Raw genomic sequence first — 16,352 nt, forward strand, 5'->3', positions numbered from 1 at the left:
CAACAGAGAAGCTGATCTTCACCCTCCCCTGGAGGGGGAGGGTCGGCTCACATGGAGCGTAGCGACATGTGAGACGGGGTGGGGTGATCCTTCAACAGGCGCACTGCGCGAAGGGAGAGACTGTCACCCCACCCCGCCGCTCATTGCATTCGCGTCGACCCTCCCCCTCCAGGGGAGGGTGTAGACGGGGGTCAGGTCCCCGCGACGAAGAATGACGCCAGCCGGGTCTGGATGTTTTCCGCGATCTCGGCCGCGGCGCGATCCTCGGCGTCGCGGAAGGCGCGGGCGCGGGCGAAGCGTTGCAGCTGGCCGGGAATGTCGTAGGATACCCGCGCGAACGTCGTTCCCGTCATGACCGATTTGTTGGTGGCGAGATCGATCAGATTGTACTGGGCATCGATGCCGTAATTCTCGCTGGATGGCAGCGCGGTGGCGGGATCGAGCATCAGCGACGAGCGGCTGCTGCCGAATCGCAGCACCAGCTTGTGCGTCGGGGGCATGCCGGTGGCGTTGCCATAGAGCTTGAACTTCAGCGCGTTGCGGATTTCGACCTGGACCCGCGCCTCGCGCGAGGCGTTGGGCTTGTCGACCGGCGGGACGTCCACGCCCATCAGCTTTTCGCGCAGGCCGGGGGTGCCGTCGGTACGCTCGGCATACATCGGCTGAAAGCAGCCGGCCGTCAGCGCCGCCAGGGCGGCCACGACCAGAAGCCGAGCGGCGATGCGGGTTTTAGCCAACGACATTCACGATCCTCATGGGAACAACGATCACCTTGCGCACGGCGTTGCCGCCGAGGGCCTGTTTTACCGCATCGAGAGCCAAAACGGCAGCCTCAATTTCCGGATTTTCGGCACCCCGTGGCACGGTGACATCACCCCGCTTCTTGCCGTTGACCTGGACCACCAGCGTCACGGTATCTTCAATCAGCAAATCGCGTTCGATTTGGGGCCAATTCGCCTCTGAAATCAGTCCCTTCTGGCCCAAAACCGTCCAGCACTCCTCGGCCAGATGAGGCATCATGGGCGCGAACAGTTGAACAAGGATGACCGCGGCCTCCCGGACCGACCAAGACAAATCTGGAGCCAGATCCGGCGAGGGCTGCCCTTCACGGGCCAAAACCTCGGCCAGCGCATTGGTGAACTCGCGGATATGGGCGAGGCAGACGTTGAAATGCAGCTTTTCGATCCCGGTGGAGACCTTGTCCAGCGCGCCATGGGCGGCCTTGCGCAGCGCCAACGCGTCCGCGCCGAACGCCGCCGGCCGTGCCGCCGGGGCTGATTGGGCAATCCCGGCGGATTCATTGACCAGCCGCCACAGCCGTTGCACGAACCGCGAGGCGCCCTGCACCCGCTCGTCGCTCCAGATCACGTCGCGGTCCGGCGGCGAATCCGACAGCATGAACCAGCGCGCGACGTCGGCGCCGTAGGTGGCGATGATGTCGTCGGGGTCGACCGTGTTGCGCTTCGACTTCGACATCTTCTCGATGGCGCCGACGGTGATGTCCTCGCCCGTGGTCAGCAGGATGGCACGCTTGCCGTTGCCGCCGGCCTCGATCCGCACCTCGGCCGGCGTGACGTAACCGCCATCGGCCTTCTGGTAGGTCTCGTGCACCACCATGCCTTGGGTGAACATGCCGGCGAACGGCTCGTCCATGCCGATATGGCCAGTGGCCTTCATGGCGCGGGTGAAGAAGCGGCTGTAGAGCAGATGCAGGATCGCATGTTCGACGCCGCCGATATACTGGTCGACCGGCATCATCCGGTTGGCGACATCAGGCGTGGTCGGCGCCTTCTCGTTCCACGGATCGGTGAAGCGCGCGAAATACCACGACGAATCCACGAACGTGTCCATGGTGTCGGTTTCGCGCGTAGCCTTGGCCCCGCATTTGGGGCAGGCGACGTGCTTCCAGGTCGGATGATGGTCGAGCGCATTGCCGGGCTTGTCGAAGGAGACATCCTCCGGCAGCACCACCGGCAGGTCCGCATCGGGCACCGGCACGACATCGCAGGTGGGGCAGTGGATCACCGGGATCGGGCAACCCCAATAGCGCTGCCGCGAAATGCCCCAGTCGCGCAGCCGGAAGTTCACCTGCCGCTCGCCGACCGGCATGCTGCCACGGACCTCGTTTTCCAGCCGCTTGGCTATCTCGGCTTTGGCCGCTTCGATGGTCATGCCGTCGAGAAAGCGCGAATTGATCATGCGGCCGTCGCCGTCATAGGCGGTGTCGGTGATGACGAACGCCTTCGGATCCTGGCCTCCGGGACAGACCACCGGCGTGTTGCCGAGGCCGTATTTATTGACGAAATCGAGGTCGCGCTGGTCGTGCGCCGGACAGCCGAAGATCGCGCCGGTGCCGTATTCCATCAGCACGAAATTGGCGACGTAGACCGGCAGCTTCCAGTCGGGGTCGAGCGGGTGGATCGCCCGGATGCCGGTGTCAAAACCCTGCTTCTCCTGGGTGTCGATGATTTCCTGCGCGGTGCCGTGACGTTTGGCTTCCGCGATGAACTCCGCGAGTTCAGGATTTTTCGCCGCAGCCGCCTGCGCCAGCGGATGATCCGGCGCGATCGCCATGAACTTGGCGCCGAACAGCGTGTCATGCCGGGTGGTGAAAATCTTCAGCTCGGTCTCGCCGGCCGGCGTCGTCGTCGGATCGAGCGCGAAGCGCACCAGCATGCCTTCGCTGCGGCCGATCCAGTTGCGCTGCATCAGCCGCACCTTGTCGGGCCAGCGATCCAGCCCGTCCAGCGCGTCCAGCAGTTCCTGCGAGTACTTCGTGATCTTGAAGACCCACTGGTTCATCTCGCGCTGTTCGACCACGGCGCCGGAGCGCCAGCCGCGGCCGTCGATCACCTGCTCGTTGGCGAGCACGGTCATGTCGACCGGATCCCAGTTGATCTTGCGCTTCTCCCGCTCGGCTAATCCTGCGCGCAGGAAGTCGTTGAACATCTTCTGCTGATGCTTGTAGTAGGAGGGATCGCAGGTAGCGAACTCCCGGCTCCAGTCCAGCGACAGCCCGATCGAGCGCAGCTGCTTCTTCATCGCTGCGATATTCTCGTAGGTCCACGCCTTCGGCGCCACCTTGCGCTCGATCGCGGCGTTCTCCGCCGGCAGCCCGAAGGCGTCCCAGCCCATCGGGTGCAGCACGTTGAAACCCTTGGCCCGCATGAACCGCGCCAGCACGTCGCCCAGCGTATAGTTGCGGACATGGCCGATATGGATGCGCCCGGAGGGGTAGGGGAACATCTCGAGCACGTAGTATTTCGGCCTTGTATCCTCGTTTTTCGAGGCGAAGATCGCCTTTTCGTCCCACTGGCGTTGCCAGCGCGGCTCGGTTTCGCGTGCGTTGTATCGTTCGGAGGTCATGGAATCGCTGGGCTTTTTGCAGGTCAGGGGCCGTCTCAGGGGACGGCGGACTAGGCCACAAAAGCGGCTGGGGGGTCAACGCCCCAGCACCATCAAAGGATGGCGGAGAGCTCAGCTCGCCAGCGCCATTCCGCCGTCCGTCAGCCGCACGAACCCGTGCTCGACCACCGTGTTGCGGCCGCGGTGCTTGGCGGCGTAGAGGGCGGCGTCGGCGGCCTCGATCAGGTCGCCCGGCTGCTGCTTTTCGTTCGGCCGGGTGCAGGCCACCCCGACGCTGGCGGTGACGGTCAGGAAGCTCGAGGTCGAATGAGGCATTGCGAGATTCTGGATCGCAGCGCGCACCATCTCGCCGATTTCGAGTGCGCGTTTGGCGTCGGTGTTCGGCAGCAGCAGGCAGAATTCCTCGCCGCCGTAGCGGCCGGCAAAGCCCATGGTCTCGCCGGCGACGGCGGACAGCGTGTCGCCGAGCCTGGTCAGACAGGCGTCGCCTTCGGGGTGGCCATAGGTGTCGTTGAACAGTTTGAAGTGATCAACGTCGATCATCAGCAGCGACAGCTCGCTGTCATATTGCTGGGCCTTCATCCATTCGAAGTCGAGCCGGCTCTGGAAGCCGCGCCGGTTGGCAAGGCCCGACAGCATGTCGATCGACGCCATCACGGTGAGCCGGTCATTGGTGGCGAGCAGTTCGCGCTCGCGCTTGCCGAGCTGCGCCGCCATCGCGTTGAAGGCGCGGGCCAATGGCACGAATTCGGCCGGCAGCGACTTGCGCGCGGCGCGTACCGACCATTCGCCCTGGCCGAATCGCTTCGCCATCGCAGCCATCGTCTCGATCGGCTGGATGATCAGCTTCTGGGCGGCGACCAGCGCGCCGAGCAGCACGAACAGGCAGACGAAGGCGAGTTGCAGATAGGCGGTGCGAATCTCGCCATTGATAACAGCGGAAACCCTGGCTTCGTCGATGCTGATGATGAGCCGCGATTGCGTGCCGGTGATGCGCGCGAAGTTGACGATGCGCTTCGAGCCATCGACGGCAAGGAAAGAAAGAGATCCCTCCGGCTGGTTCGAACCGAAGGCCTTTTCGGCGATCGACGACAGCAGCGGCACGGTGTCCAGGGGACGGCCGATCATGCCGGCCTGATCCGCCGGCGCCGCCAGCACGGTTCCGGCACTGTCGACCAGCGCCGCGGTGACGCCGGGCCGGCTGCCGAGATTGCTCATGATCTTGGACATCCAGTCGAGATTGACGCCGGCCAGTACGACCGAGTCGTTGTCCGGGTTGATGGCGGAGACCGGATAGGCCGCCATCACGACGGGCGTATTGGTGGGTCTGGCGAGCACGAAGTCGCTGAAAACAAAGTCGCGGCTCTCGCGCGCCTTGATGAGGTAGGGCCGGTCGCTGAGATCGAGACCGACAAACAGGTTGTTGGTCGAGCACTGGATCCGTCCATCGCCGCCGACGATCATCAGGCTGCGGATCCACGGCAGACTGGCGGGCAGGCTGGCGCGCATGATGTCGCAACTGCGGCTGACGCCGCCCTCGGAACCGCGGACATAGGCCGTGGACCTCAGCACCGTCTCGACCGACGAAATCACCTCGCGCTGCATATCGGCGCTGTGCTTGGCGAGACTGGCGAATTCGGCCGAGGCAAGCGCGATCTGCTTGGCCCTCGTGTCCTCCAGCGAGCGGACGCGCTCCAGCATCAACGGCGTCACCAGGATCAGCGCCAGCAACGCCAGCCGCGCGCGGATTCCCAGAACCTTCTTGAGTTTCACTCTTTTGCGGTTGAAGCTGACCCGTGACATCTTAGTCCCCTGACCCCGGATGCAGGGTATAGGGAAGGGTTCAAGAAGCCTTTCCGGAACTGGGTAAAATTCGAACTAACCCGTAAATCTAGCGCCAACGGATGACATGACGCCGCAAAATTTCCTGCCGATAACCCCGCATTTACCAAACGGATTGGCCACGGTGGAGCACGACATCGCGCGCGCCTGCGAGGACGCGCGGCGCGATCGCCAATCGGTGACGCTGATCGCGGTGTCCAAGACCTTCGATGCCGATGCGATTACGCCCGTGATCGCGGCGGGACAGCGCGTTTTCGGCGAAAATCGCGTGCAGGAAGCCAAGGCGAAGTGGCCGGGGTTAATGTCGGCTTACCCCGGCATCGCGCTGCATCTGATCGGCCCGCTGCAATCCAACAAGGCCCGGGAAGCCGTGGCGCTGTTCGACGCGGTCCATTCGGTCGACCGTCCGAGCATTTGCGAAGCGTTAGCCAAGGAAATCGATTCCCAAAAACGCCGGCCCGAATTGTTCGTTCAGCTCAATACCGGCGAGGAGCCGCAGAAGGCGGGCGTCGCCCCCGGCGATGCCGACGCCTTCATTGCCGCGTGCCGGGAAAAGTATGGTCTGTCGATTACCGGCCTGATGTGCATTCCGCCGGTCAACGAGGCCCCGGCGCCGCATTTCGCGCTGACCGCGAAGATTGCCGCGCGCAACGGATTGACGAAGCTCTCGATGGGCATGAGCGCCGATTTTGCCATCGCGATTGCGTTCGGCGCCACCCATGTGCGGATCGGCTCGGCGATTTTCGGGACGAGGTAGGTTTCGTCATTGCGAGGAGCACTTGCGACGAAGCAATCCATGTTGCTGCGCCAAGAAAGATGGATTGCTTCGCTTCGCTCGCAATGACGGTGGATAATTCGCCGAGCACGTTCTTGCCGTGACCTACCGAAGCGAAATCCGGGTTCTTTCATCGCGGCCGGTCCCGGATTACGCTTCGCTCCATCCGGTCTACGAGTTCACGAACTCACTCAATCACGATCTTCGTTTCGGGTCCGATCCGCTGCAGCAACCGCAGCATCGCCGATTTCGTCATCGCGACGCATCCGGCGGTCGGTCCGAAATTGTCGCGCGCCAGATGCAGGAAGACCGCGCTGCCGCGGCCGGCTATACGGGGTTCGGCGTTGTGATCGATCTCGACGATGAAATCATAGAGGTGATCGTCGCGCTTGAGCCGGTCGCCGCCCTGCCCGGCCTCGCGCCGCACCGGCTGGTTGTAATGACGGTCGCCGGGGTCTTCGCACCAGGCGTCTTCCGGCTGGATGGCGCGAACCGGCAAAAACGTGCGCGGCCGGGCGTGGCGGTCGGCCCGCCACCACACTTGCCGGGGCCGAAAGGTGCCCCGGGGGGTGCCGCCGTCGCCCTCGCGCTTGTTGGCCAGAATGCCGCCGCGCCCCAGCGCGACCGGCAAGGTCTGTCCGCCGGCCGTCAGCCAGCCCCGTCGCGGATCGCCGGCGGCGGCGCGAACAAGGATCGCGGAAAGCGGCCGATCACGCGGACTTGTCTGATAAGTGATTGAAATATTGGACTTTCCCATGCGAATCGCCAAATCCCGGTTGCCACCTTGGCGGCAAATGCTCTATTTCACGCCGACCCCGACATTCATCCTAAAGCCATCCAAATCTGGAGTAGAATGGGTTTCGGCTTGTGAATCTGTAACAGCCCCTTACCTCAATACGAACCTGACTGACGAAACTGGTCTCGGCCGACGGCGCTTACGCTTGCTCCGTCGCATGCCCCAAGAGGATTGTACCAATGGCCACTGCCCGCAAGATCCTGATCGTGGATGACGACACCGATCTGCGCGATACGCTGGTGGAGCAATTGTCGCTGCACGACGAATTCGAGGCCTCTGCCGTCGATACCGGCGCCAAGGGCGCCAGCGCGGCCAAGGCCAATTCTCCCGATCTCGTGCTGATGGATGTCGGGCTGCCGGACACCGACGGCCGTGAAGTGGTGCGCAGTCTGCGCAAGGGCGGCTTCAAGGCTCCGATCATCATGCTCACCGGGCACGATACCGATTCCGACACGATTTTGGGGCTGGAATCCGGCGCCAACGATTACGTCGCAAAACCGTTCCGGTTTGCGGTGCTGCTGGCGCGAATCCGGGCCCAGCTGCGCCAGCATGAAGCCAGCGAAGACGCGGTGTTTTCGGTCGGCCCCTACTCCTTCCGGCCCGGCTCCAAGATGCTGACCGGCGCCAATGCCCGGAAGGTGCGCCTGACCGAGAAGGAAACCGCGATCCTCCGGTTCCTGTACCGTGCCGGCCAGCTGCCGGTCTCGCGCGAGACGCTGCTGCAGGAGGTGTGGGGCTATAATTCGGGCGTCACCACCCACACCCTTGAAACCCACATCTACCGGCTGCGTCAGAAGATCGAGAAAGATGCGGCCAATCCCGAGATACTGGTGACGGAAGCCGGTGGCTACAAGCTGGTGCCGTGATACGATTCGCCCGCCGATTCGTATTCATCCGCGCATCCCGATCACCGGTTCTGCATGTCGATCGAAGATGATGTAGCGCTACTCGAGCGCGTCCCCACCCTTCGCCTGCTGGGGGCGACGGCGCTGCGCATGCTCGCGATCGGCTCCGAGCAGCGCAATTTCGCGCGCGGCGAAATCCTCTTCAATGAGGGCGACGACGCCGATGCCGGCTTCATCGTTCAACGGGGCGCGTTCCGGGTCGAGGACGGCGGCGGCGCGGAAGTCATCGCGGGTCCGGGCGCCCTGCTCGGCGAACTCGCGCTGGTGGTGGCGATGCAGCGGCCGTCGACCGCGACCGCGCTGGAAAACTCCTCGGTGATCCGGGTCGCGCGCAGCCTGTTTCAGCGCGTGCTGGAAAGCGACCCCGCCGCGGCCCGCCGGCTGCGCGACGAATTCGCCACCCGCACCAGCCAGCTTGCCAGCGACATCCTGATGGCGGGCGCCAAGCTGAGCATTTGAGACCGTCGTCCCTGCGAACACAGGGACCCATACCGCGTTGTGCTCTCGTTGAAACGAGATGGATGACGCACTCGTCGCCAAACTCAAGCCGGTGGCTATGGGTCCCTGTGTTCGCAGGGACGACCGTCACACCTCCAGCGTCACCGTCACCGGGACATGGTCGGACGGCCGCTCCCAGCCGCGCGCGTCCCTGGTGATCCGGAAATCGCTGACACCGTCCTTCAGCGCGCGCGATACCCAGATGTGATCGAGCCGGCGGCCGCGATCGGCCAGCGTCCAGTCGGCGGCGCGGTAGCTCCACCAGGTGTAGACCTTTTCCGACAGCGGGATGCGCTCGCGCGCGACGTCGAACCATTCGCCGTGAGCCTGGGCGGCGAGCAATTTCTCGGTTTCGATCGGGGTGTGCGACACCACCTTCAGGAGCTGCCTGTGTGACCACACGTCGTTCTCGTGCGGCGCCACGTTGAGATCGCCGACCAGGATATGCCGGGCGTCGCCGCGCGGATGCAGCTCTTCGCAGGTCTTCATCTCGTCGAGAAATTGCAGCTTGTGTTTGAATTTCGGGTTGAGCGCCGGATCGGGAATGTCGCCGCCCGCCGGCACGTAGAAATTATGCAGCACCAGCGGTTTTGTCAGCTGCGCCTTCTCGCCGAACGAAACCGAGATGTGACGCGAATCGAGATTCTCGCAGAAGGTGCGGATGTCGGTGCTCTCGAACGGCAGCTTCGAGATCACCGCGACGCCGTGATAGCCCTTCTGTCCGTTCAGCGCGACATGCTCATAGCCGAGACGCTTGAACCGCTTCAGCGGGAATGCGTCGTCGATGCACTTCGTCTCCTGCAGGCAAAGCACGTCGGGCCGCGCCGATTTGAGGAATTTGGCGACGATCTCGATGCGCAGGCGCACCGAATTGATATTCCAGGTGGTCAGGGAGAAGCGCATGGGGACTGCGTCTTAACATGGTTTAGGCCGTGCCTTGCGGGTTTTGCACAGGCGATGCGCCTAGAGCGAGGCGCCCCACAGGCCGGCGACCGCCACCGCCGCGAACAGGCTGGTGGCCGGAAAGCGAAAGGGCCGCACGCCGCCCTTCAGCGCGACGCCGATACACAGCACGGAAAACGCGGCGGCCATGACCGTGAACAGCACGCCGAAGCCGCGCGCGGTTGGCTCGTAGGCCGACCAGCCGAACATGACGGCCATGATCACCAGCGTCAGGGTGGTCATGTGCCAGCAATAATAATTCAGCCAGCGCGATGCCCTGCTGAGCCCCTCCACTTCCAGCAGCGGACGAACGACATAGATGCCGCCGACAAAAGTGTGCACGGCGAAGGTGAGTAGAGCCAGCGAGCTGGCGCAGGCAAATCCGGGATTGAGCATTTTTTTCTCCAGAACAATCAGTGCGATTGACGGCCTCTAAAATAGAACTATTATTCTAGAATATCAACAAGGGAGCTGAGGATGGGCCGCGCCGCCAGGTTCACCCGGGAAGATCTGCTTTTGGCCGCCGCCGCCGAGGCGGCAATGGGCCGCCCGGTCACCATCCAGGCGCTGGCGGCCGCATCTGGCGCCACTATCGGCTCGATCTACCATCGCTTCGACTCGCGCGAGGAAATTCTCGGCGAAGCCTGGCTGCTCGCGGTGCGCAGCTTTCAGTCCGCCTTTGTGCCGGCGGTTGATGCGGCGGCCAACGCCGAACAAGGCGTCGAGGCGGCGTTGACAGTGCCGCGCTGGTCACGCGAGAATCCAGACCTTGCGAGCCTGCTCACGCTCCGCCGGCAGGAAGATTTTCTCGACGCGCGCACGCCGGCGCATTTGCGGCGTGAAGCGGCTGCTATCAACAAATTCGCCATGAAGGTCGTCGGAGCATTCGCGGCGCGATCGGGCCGCTCGGACCTGCAATGCCGGATAGCGTTGATTGCGATGCCCTACGGCGCGGTGCGGCTGTTTCTGCCAAAACAAAAACCGCCCGCCGAGATCGACACAATGATCGCGGCGGCTTATCGCGCAGTGATGGAAGCTAGCCCGGCGGCGTCTGGTAATTCGTGAAGTCGATCTTGAACAAGCCGGGATCGAGCTTCCTGGAGGAATCCACATTGTAGACCGCGACCGTGGTGTCATAGCCCTGCGGGTCGGTCACGGTCCATTGCTTGAGCTGGCCGTCCTTGGCGCCGACCATCAGCATCAGGCGGCTGGTGCCGATCAACGCCTGCTTCTCCTCGATGGTGACGCTGATGAACAGGTCGTCCGCGGTCACGCTGACGACATTGGTATCCTTCAACAGGTCGATGCGATCCGACAGCAGAAACCGCAGCGGGGTCTGCGACAGCGGATAGATGTCCTGGGTCGCCAGCTTGCTGTCGCGCACCGCCAGCGAGGATCCGTCGGCGATAATCGCGATCGGGCTCGGCGGCTCATACTCGAAACGCACCTTGCCGGGCTTCTGGATGTAGAAGTCACCCTTGATCTTGGTGCCATCGGGTCCGACCTGGACGAAATTTCCGACCAGCGTCTGCAGCGACGACAGATAGGAACTCACCTTGGCGGCCTGCGCCTTCTGGTTGGCGTCGAACGTCGCAAAGATATTGGCAGGAACATTGCGACGCGGATCGGGAATCACCGGATTCGGTGGTGCCGTCTGAGTGGTCCCGGTCGTCATCGGCGCGCGGAGCGGCTCCGATGCGCTGAGCTGCACGTCGCGGCCCTTCGGCGCGGGCTTTGGAATCGGAACGGTCTGCGCCTGAGACGGTGTCGCCGCGCCGGCCACGGCTGCCGCGATCAGTAGCGCCAGGCCGGTGTGCATGCCGGTGTACATCGCGGCGCGCATGCTGAGGGTTGCAGGTGGTCTGGCCATTCGAGATTTCAGATTTCTGTTCAACGTGTCGTCCTGCCTGACTGCCATTTTACCGTGCTTTCGGCCCAAGGAGATATCGTTTTTCCGTGAAAATATCATGCCGCGTCAGGCAGTCCCTTCAGGCTCGGTAACGTTCAAAAGCGGCTTTCTTCCTCTTCGACCAGAATTTCACGTTTACCGGCGTGATTTGCCTGCCCGACGATACCTTCGAGTTCCATTCGCTCCATCAGCGACGCGGCGCGGTTATAGCCGATCTGCAGCCGGCGCTGGATGTAGCTGGTGGAGGCCTTGCGGTCGCGCTTGACGATCGCCACCGCCTGCGAGAACAGGTCGCCGCCGCCACCCTCGCCGCCGCCCATGCCGTTGGAATCGAACACCGCGCCGTCTTCGTCGGTGGGCTCTTCCGCGGTGACCGCCTCGAGATATTCGGGCTGGCCCTGCGATTTGAGGTGGCGCACCACCTTCTCGACCTCTTCGTCCGAGACGAAGGGGCCGTGGACGCGGCTGATGCGTCCGCCGCCCGCCATGTAAAGCATGTCGCCCTGTCCGAGCAGCTGCTCGGCGCCCATTTCACCGAGGATGGTGCGGCTGTCGATTTTCGACGTGACCTGAAACGAGATGCGGGTCGGGAAGTTCGCCTTGATGGTGCCGGTGATGACGTCGACCGACGGCCGTTGCGTCGCCAGGATCACGTGCAGGCCCGCGGCGCGCGCCATCTGCGCCAGGCGCTGCACCGCGCCTTCGATATCCTTGCCGGCGACCATCATCAGGTCGGCCATTTCGTCGACGATGATGACGATGTAGGGCAACGGATCGAGGTCGAGCTTCTCTTCCTCGTAGATCGCCTTGCCGGTTTCCTTGTCGAAGCCGGTATGCACGGTGCGGCTCAGCTCTTCGCCCTTGGTCTTGGCTTCGAGCAGGCGCTGGTTGTAGCCGTCGATGTTGCGCACGCCGAGCTTGGACATCTTCTTGTAGCGCTCTTCCATCTCGCGCACCGCCCACTTCAGCGCGACCACGGCCTTCTTCGGATCGGTCACCACAGGCGTCAGCAGATGCGGGATGCCGTCATAGACCGAGAGCTCGAGCATCTTCGGATCGACCATGATCAGGCGGCACTGATCCGGCCGCAACCGATAGACCAGGCTGAGGATCATGGTGTTGATGGCGACGGATTTGCCGGAGCCGGTGGTGCCGGCGATCAGCATGTGCGGCGTGCGCGCCAGATCGATGATGATGGATTCGCCGCCGATGTTCTTGCCGAGGCAGAGCGGCAGTTTGGCCACTGATTCGTCCTTGGCGGTGAGCAATTCGCGCAAGTAAACCTTTTCGCGATGCGCGTTAGGCAGTTCGATGCCGATGGCGTTGCGGCCGGGGACGACGGCGACGCGCGCCGACAGCGCGCTCATCGAGCGGGCGATGTCGTCGGCGAGGCCGATGACGCGCGAGGATTTGATGCCGGGCGCGGGTTCGAGTTCGTACAGCGTCACGACAGGGCCGGGATGTGCCTTGACGATTTCGCCGCGCACGCCGAAATCGCCGAGCACACTTTCCAGCGCGCGCGAATTGGCTTCGAGCTCGGCCTTGCTCAGCGGCTGCCGGTCCGCGGCTTTCGGCGCGGTCAGCACCGACACCGAAGGCAGTTCGAATTTTTCCGAAGCCTTGCGCTGGGGCGTGCGCGGTGCGGCCTTCTTGCGCGGGGCACGGGCGGCGGGAACTTCCTCTTCGTCTTCTTCTTCCTCGTCGACGAAATCCTCTTCGGCCTGCGGTGCCAGTGATGGCGCGGCGCGACCGCCCAGATTGGGTTCCTGGCGCTCGAACGAGGCCGTGCGTGGCTGCGGCGCGCTCGCCACCAGCGAGCGATAGGCCAGCGAGAACAGCCATGCGAGCCGCGCCTTGGCGCTCATGACGGCATGATACACCCACCCGAGCGAGACCGAGCCGCGATCGTCTTCTTCCACGAACGGTGCGTCGTCGTCCTCGATGTCAGTCAGTTCCGCTTCATGCGGACGCGAGCCCATCCCGCTCGCGAACAGGAAGGTCGCCACCACGCCGGCGAACAGGATGACCCCGAGGACGAGGCGATAGACCAGACCGGGCGGTCCGAACACGACGGCAGGCGCGCGCACCAGCGCGTCGCCGACCACGCCGCCAAGCCCGGTCGGCAGCGGCCATGCTCCGCCATGCGCCCAGCAGCTGGCAAAGCCCGCCGAGATCACCGTGCAGAGAATCCAGCAGGCGATCCGCAGCGCTTCACGGTCGAAGGTGCGGTGGGTCAGCATGCGCCAGCCCCATACGGCGACAGGGAGGATCAGCATGATGGCGCCGAGACCGATGATCTGCATCAACAGATCGGCGGTGATCGCGCCGGGATAGCCGAGGATGTTGCGGATCGGGCGCGAGGTCGCATGGCTGAGGCTGGGATCCTGCACCGACCAGGTCATCAGCGCCGCCGTGGCCACGCCGGACAGTGAGATCAGCGCAAGTCCGGCGAGTTCGCGCAGGCGCCGCGCCAGCGCCTCGCGGATGGACGCCGGCAAATGGCCGACCAGGGGAAGGACGCGTTCGATCGCTGGCATGCTCATGGGGCCTTCGCGACTATTTCAAAGTTTCGACCAGCCGGTGCAACGCCTCGGCTGTTGTTTCACTGTCTGCAACCAGCGCCAGCCTGATGTAACCGGCGCCGGGATTGCTGCCGTCGGCCTGCGGGCGCGCCAGGTAACTCCCGGGAATCACCCGAACGCCGGCGTCCCTGTAGAGCTTTATCGCCGCGGCTTCGTCGCCGCCGCGGTCCGACACATCGAGCCAGACACAGAAGCCGCCGGCGGGACGATGGTATCCGTAGCGATTGCCGAGGATCTGGTCGGCGAGATCGAATTTGATCCGGTAGAGCCTGCGATTCTCTTCGACATGCGCCTCGTCGGCGTAGGCCGCGACCGCAACCTGCTGCAGCGGCACCGGCACCTGCGGGGCCGCCACATTGCGTAGCTCGTGGAACATGCCGAGAAATTTCGCGTCGCCGGCGGCAAAGCCGACCCGCATGCCCGGCAGGTTGGAGCGCTTCGACAGCGACTGGAACGCCACCGCATTGGTGAAATCCGGCCCGGCGCATTCCAGCATGCTGCCGGGCGCTTCCCTGGTGTAGATTTCGGAATAGCATTCGTCGCTCAGAATCATGAAGCCGAAGCGGTCGGCGAGCTGCTTCAGGCGGCTGAGATATTGTCTCGATGCCACCGCGCCTTGCGGATTGGCCGGCGAGGCGATGTAGATCGCCACGGTTCGCGCCAGCGTGGCGTCGTCGAGAGCGTCGAGATCCGGCAGGAATCCGTTGGCGAGCGTGGTCGGCAGGAAAATCGCTTCGCAGCCCGCGGCGCGGGCGCCGGCGGCATAGGCCGGATAGAACGGATTCGGTATCAGGATCGCGGGCCTGCCCTTGCGCTCGCCGACATAGCGCGCCGCGGTGAGCGCGGCGAAAAACAGCCCCTCACGGCTGCCGTTCAGCACCAAGAGCTCGGTTTCGGGATCGATCGCCCGCGGCAGCTCGAACCGGCGGGCGAGCCAGTTGGCGGCGGCCCGGCGGAACGGCTCGATGCCCTTGGCGATGGGGTAACGGCCGAAATCGGCGATGTGCCTGGCCAGCACCGGGCCGACAAAGTCCGGCACGGGATGCTGCGGCTCGCCTAATGATAACGCAATCAAAGGCTTACCCGGCTGATACGGCGCCAGCAGCTCGGCCGTGCGCAAAAACGGCGAGCGCTCGCCTTCCTGGCTGCCGGGGGCCTGCGGCGCACGTGATGAAGCGGTGATTGCCATGCGTAAAGCGCCAGCACTCTCGGGGCAGCCGGTCGCACGTCGAGACCGGCAAAAACGGATCAAACCACCATAGATACGGCGAGGTTAAGACGCGATTAACCATCGGCGGCACTGGACACTTTGCGACGTATTACCATATTATTTGTAGGTATTACTTTGGAGTTCGCGATGGCAACCACGGTTACGAGCAAGGGCCAAGTGACGATCCCGAAGCCGGTTCGCGACCATCTGGGAATTGGTCCTGGCAGCCAGATTGCGTTCCGGCGCGCTGCCGACGGCAGTATCGTCATTGAAAAGGCTGACGGCACGCGTCAGCCAAGTCGTTTCGCCAAGTTGGTCGGTATTGCGGGTCCCGGTCCATCAACCGACGAGATTATGGCCACGACTCGCGGGGAATGACCCGTGACGCTGGTGGATTCGAATATCCTGCTCGATATCTTCACCAGGACCCCGAATTGGTGGGAATGGGCGCTTCAACAGCTTGAGGAAGCTGCGCTACACGGCCCGCTGCTAATCAACGATGTAATCTATGCGGAGAGTTCAGTTCGCTTCCAGAGCATTGAGGAGTTCGATTCGGCGTTGGCGGTTGCTGGCATCACCGTCGCCTCGATGCCCCGGAAATCGCTGTTTCTGGCTGGCAAGGCGTTCGCGCGTTATCGCGCCGCCGGCGGCCCACGCACCGGGGTGTTGCCTGACTTTTTCATTGGAGCGCATGCAGAGCTTGAGGGACTGCCGCTACTGACACGCGATGCGCAACGCTATCGGCACTATTTCCCGAGCGTGACGCTGATTGCACCGGAAAGCGAGGGATGAGGATGGCGCGCTCTGGATACTCCCTCTGACCTCGCGAGGGGGCGTGAGCAGGTCAGAATCCGGCCAAAGGCGCATCTTTTTTGTGATGTGATTTCAAATACATCCTTTCTGTACATGGGGTTGTTTTCGAACTTTTGTGGTGAGGCCCCGCCTGCCCCTCAATCCTGCCCCCGAAAATTCATCAGCCGCCGGATCATCCGGATGTTGGCGTAGTCCACCATCTTGCCGTCGACCGTGACAGCGCCTTGTCCGTTTCGCTCCGCCTCTTCCAGCGCGGCGATGGCGCGCTCGGCGTAGGCCAGTTCCTCGTCCGAGGGGATGAAGGCGTTTCGCGTCGGTTCGATCTGGCTGGGGTGGATGACCTGTTTGCCGTCGAATCCCATCGCGGCGGCCTTGGCTGCCGTCGATGCGGTGGCGATCGCGTCGCGGAACGCGCCGCAGGGGCCGTCGATGGCGCGCAACCCGAAGGCGCGCGCGGCGACCAGCAGGCGCATCATCGGATAGGCGAACAGGTCCAGCGGCACCGAGGGGTGGCCGTCTGCGGCGTTGCCGACATGGCGATATCCCGACGGCGACGCGCCGATTTCCGCGCTGCGCGCCCCGATCGAAGCGGCGAAGTCGCCGACGCCGAGATGCAACGCGGTCACCAGCGGGTCCGCCGCGGCGAGGGCCTCCACGTTGACCAGTCCGCGCGCTGTCTCGATCAGCAATTCCATCGCGACCGGCGTCTCGCGC

16 protein-coding genes are annotated in these 16,352 nt (G+C 63.8%); 6 read left to right on the forward strand and 10 right to left on the reverse strand.

All coding sequences use genetic code 11. The features are described 5' to 3' along the window. Window positions 1–191 precede the first annotated feature (191 nt). The 3 genes from lptE to Q7U29_RS06650 all read right to left on the reverse strand — a co-directional run bounded on the left by lptE (window position 192) and on the right by Q7U29_RS06650 (window position 5,169). Window positions 192–743 (reverse strand): LPS assembly lipoprotein LptE, encoded by a 552-nt coding sequence (gene lptE / locus Q7U29_RS06640; RefSeq protein ID WP_304739729.1) that lies wholly within the window; start codon window positions 741–743, stop codon window positions 192–194. Further along, complete coding sequence (leuS, locus tag Q7U29_RS06645) at window positions 730–3,366, reverse strand: leucine--tRNA ligase (protein ID WP_304739731.1); 2,637 nt, start codon at window positions 3,364–3,366, stop codon at window positions 730–732. The genes lptE and leuS overlap by 14 nt, the downstream gene beginning before the upstream one ends. A gap of 111 nt (window positions 3,367–3,477) precedes the next feature. Next, window positions 3,478–5,169 carry a diguanylate cyclase domain-containing protein gene (locus Q7U29_RS06650; RefSeq protein ID WP_304739732.1) on the reverse strand — a complete coding sequence of 564 codons (1,692 nt, stop codon included), beginning with the start codon at window positions 5,167–5,169 and terminating at the stop codon, window positions 3,478–3,480. Window positions 5,170–5,275: 106 nt separating this feature from the next. Between Q7U29_RS06650 and Q7U29_RS06655 the strand changes: the two genes are divergently transcribed. Further along, complete coding sequence (locus tag Q7U29_RS06655) at window positions 5,276–5,965, forward strand: YggS family pyridoxal phosphate-dependent enzyme (RefSeq protein ID WP_304739734.1); 690 nt, start codon at window positions 5,276–5,278, stop codon at window positions 5,963–5,965. Window positions 5,966–6,170: 205 nt separating this feature from the next. Here the strand turns inward: Q7U29_RS06655 and Q7U29_RS06660 are convergent, their stop codons facing one another. After that, window positions 6,171–6,740 carry a L,D-transpeptidase gene (locus Q7U29_RS06660; protein WP_304739736.1) on the reverse strand — a complete coding sequence of 190 codons (570 nt, stop codon included), beginning with the start codon at window positions 6,738–6,740 and terminating at the stop codon, window positions 6,171–6,173. A 218-nt stretch (window positions 6,741–6,958) separates the two neighbouring features. On the opposite strand from Q7U29_RS06660, the gene Q7U29_RS06665 reads away from it, so the two are divergent. Together Q7U29_RS06665 and Q7U29_RS06670 are read left to right on the forward strand one after the other, a co-directional pair. Continuing rightward, entirely contained in the window at window positions 6,959–7,645 is a 687-nt protein-coding gene (locus tag Q7U29_RS06665) for a response regulator transcription factor (RefSeq protein WP_304739738.1), read from the forward strand. A 54-nt stretch (window positions 7,646–7,699) separates the two neighbouring features. Next, the gene (locus tag Q7U29_RS06670) at window positions 7,700–8,143 is read left to right on the forward strand and encodes a cyclic nucleotide-binding domain-containing protein (RefSeq protein WP_304739740.1); all 444 of its coding nucleotides are present in this window, start codon (window positions 7,700–7,702) and stop codon (window positions 8,141–8,143) included. A gap of 126 nt (window positions 8,144–8,269) precedes the next feature. Here the strand turns inward: Q7U29_RS06670 and Q7U29_RS06675 are convergent, their stop codons facing one another. Together Q7U29_RS06675 and Q7U29_RS06680 are read right to left on the reverse strand one after the other, a co-directional pair. Continuing rightward, the gene (locus tag Q7U29_RS06675) at window positions 8,270–9,085 is read right to left on the reverse strand and encodes an exodeoxyribonuclease III (RefSeq protein ID WP_304739742.1); all 816 of its coding nucleotides are present in this window, start codon (window positions 9,083–9,085) and stop codon (window positions 8,270–8,272) included. 60 nt (window positions 9,086–9,145) lie between these two features. Next, on the reverse strand, window positions 9,146–9,520 hold the full coding sequence (locus Q7U29_RS06680; RefSeq protein ID WP_304739744.1) for a hypothetical protein: 375 nt from the start codon (window positions 9,518–9,520) through the stop codon (window positions 9,146–9,148). An 81-nt stretch (window positions 9,521–9,601) separates the two neighbouring features. Here Q7U29_RS06680 and Q7U29_RS06685 point away from each other — a divergent pair, with 81 nt between their 5' ends. Next, window positions 9,602–10,189, forward strand: coding sequence for a TetR/AcrR family transcriptional regulator (locus Q7U29_RS06685; protein ID WP_304739746.1), 588 nt, complete (start codon window positions 9,602–9,604; stop codon window positions 10,187–10,189). On the opposite strand, the gene Q7U29_RS06690 is transcribed toward Q7U29_RS06685, so the two are convergent. The 3 genes from Q7U29_RS06690 to Q7U29_RS06700 all read right to left on the reverse strand — a co-directional run bounded on the left by Q7U29_RS06690 (window position 10,161) and on the right by Q7U29_RS06700 (window position 14,804). Next, window positions 10,161–10,955 carry an outer membrane lipoprotein carrier protein LolA gene (locus tag Q7U29_RS06690; RefSeq protein ID WP_370691706.1) on the reverse strand — a complete coding sequence of 265 codons (795 nt, stop codon included), beginning with the start codon at window positions 10,953–10,955 and terminating at the stop codon, window positions 10,161–10,163. The two genes, Q7U29_RS06685 and Q7U29_RS06690, sit on opposite strands and share 29 nt — an antisense overlap. A 173-nt stretch (window positions 10,956–11,128) precedes the next feature. Continuing rightward, on the reverse strand, window positions 11,129–13,576 hold the full coding sequence (locus Q7U29_RS06695; protein WP_304739748.1) for a DNA translocase FtsK: 2,448 nt from the start codon (window positions 13,574–13,576) through the stop codon (window positions 11,129–11,131). 13 nt (window positions 13,577–13,589) lie between these two features. Next, the gene (locus Q7U29_RS06700) at window positions 13,590–14,804 is read right to left on the reverse strand and encodes an aminotransferase class I/II-fold pyridoxal phosphate-dependent enzyme (protein ID WP_304739750.1); all 1,215 of its coding nucleotides are present in this window, start codon (window positions 14,802–14,804) and stop codon (window positions 13,590–13,592) included. A 168-nt stretch (window positions 14,805–14,972) separates the two neighbouring features. Between Q7U29_RS06700 and Q7U29_RS06705 the strand changes: the two genes are divergently transcribed. Next, window positions 14,973–15,203 carry an AbrB/MazE/SpoVT family DNA-binding domain-containing protein gene (locus Q7U29_RS06705; RefSeq protein ID WP_304739752.1) on the forward strand — a complete coding sequence of 77 codons (231 nt, stop codon included), beginning with the start codon at window positions 14,973–14,975 and terminating at the stop codon, window positions 15,201–15,203. Window positions 15,204–15,206: 3 nt separating this feature from the next. Then, window positions 15,207–15,617, forward strand: coding sequence for a type II toxin-antitoxin system VapC family toxin (locus tag Q7U29_RS06710; RefSeq protein WP_304739754.1), 411 nt, complete (start codon window positions 15,207–15,209; stop codon window positions 15,615–15,617). Between the two features lie 158 nt (window positions 15,618–15,775). On the opposite strand, the gene Q7U29_RS06715 is transcribed toward Q7U29_RS06710, so the two are convergent. Then, a partial coding sequence (locus Q7U29_RS06715; protein ID WP_304739756.1) for a CoA ester lyase occupies window positions 15,776–16,352 on the reverse strand: 577 nt, incomplete at its 5' end.

It is taken from the genome of Bradyrhizobium sp., from assembly GCF_030654605.1.
GTDB lineage: Bacteria > Pseudomonadota > Alphaproteobacteria > Rhizobiales > Xanthobacteraceae > Bradyrhizobium.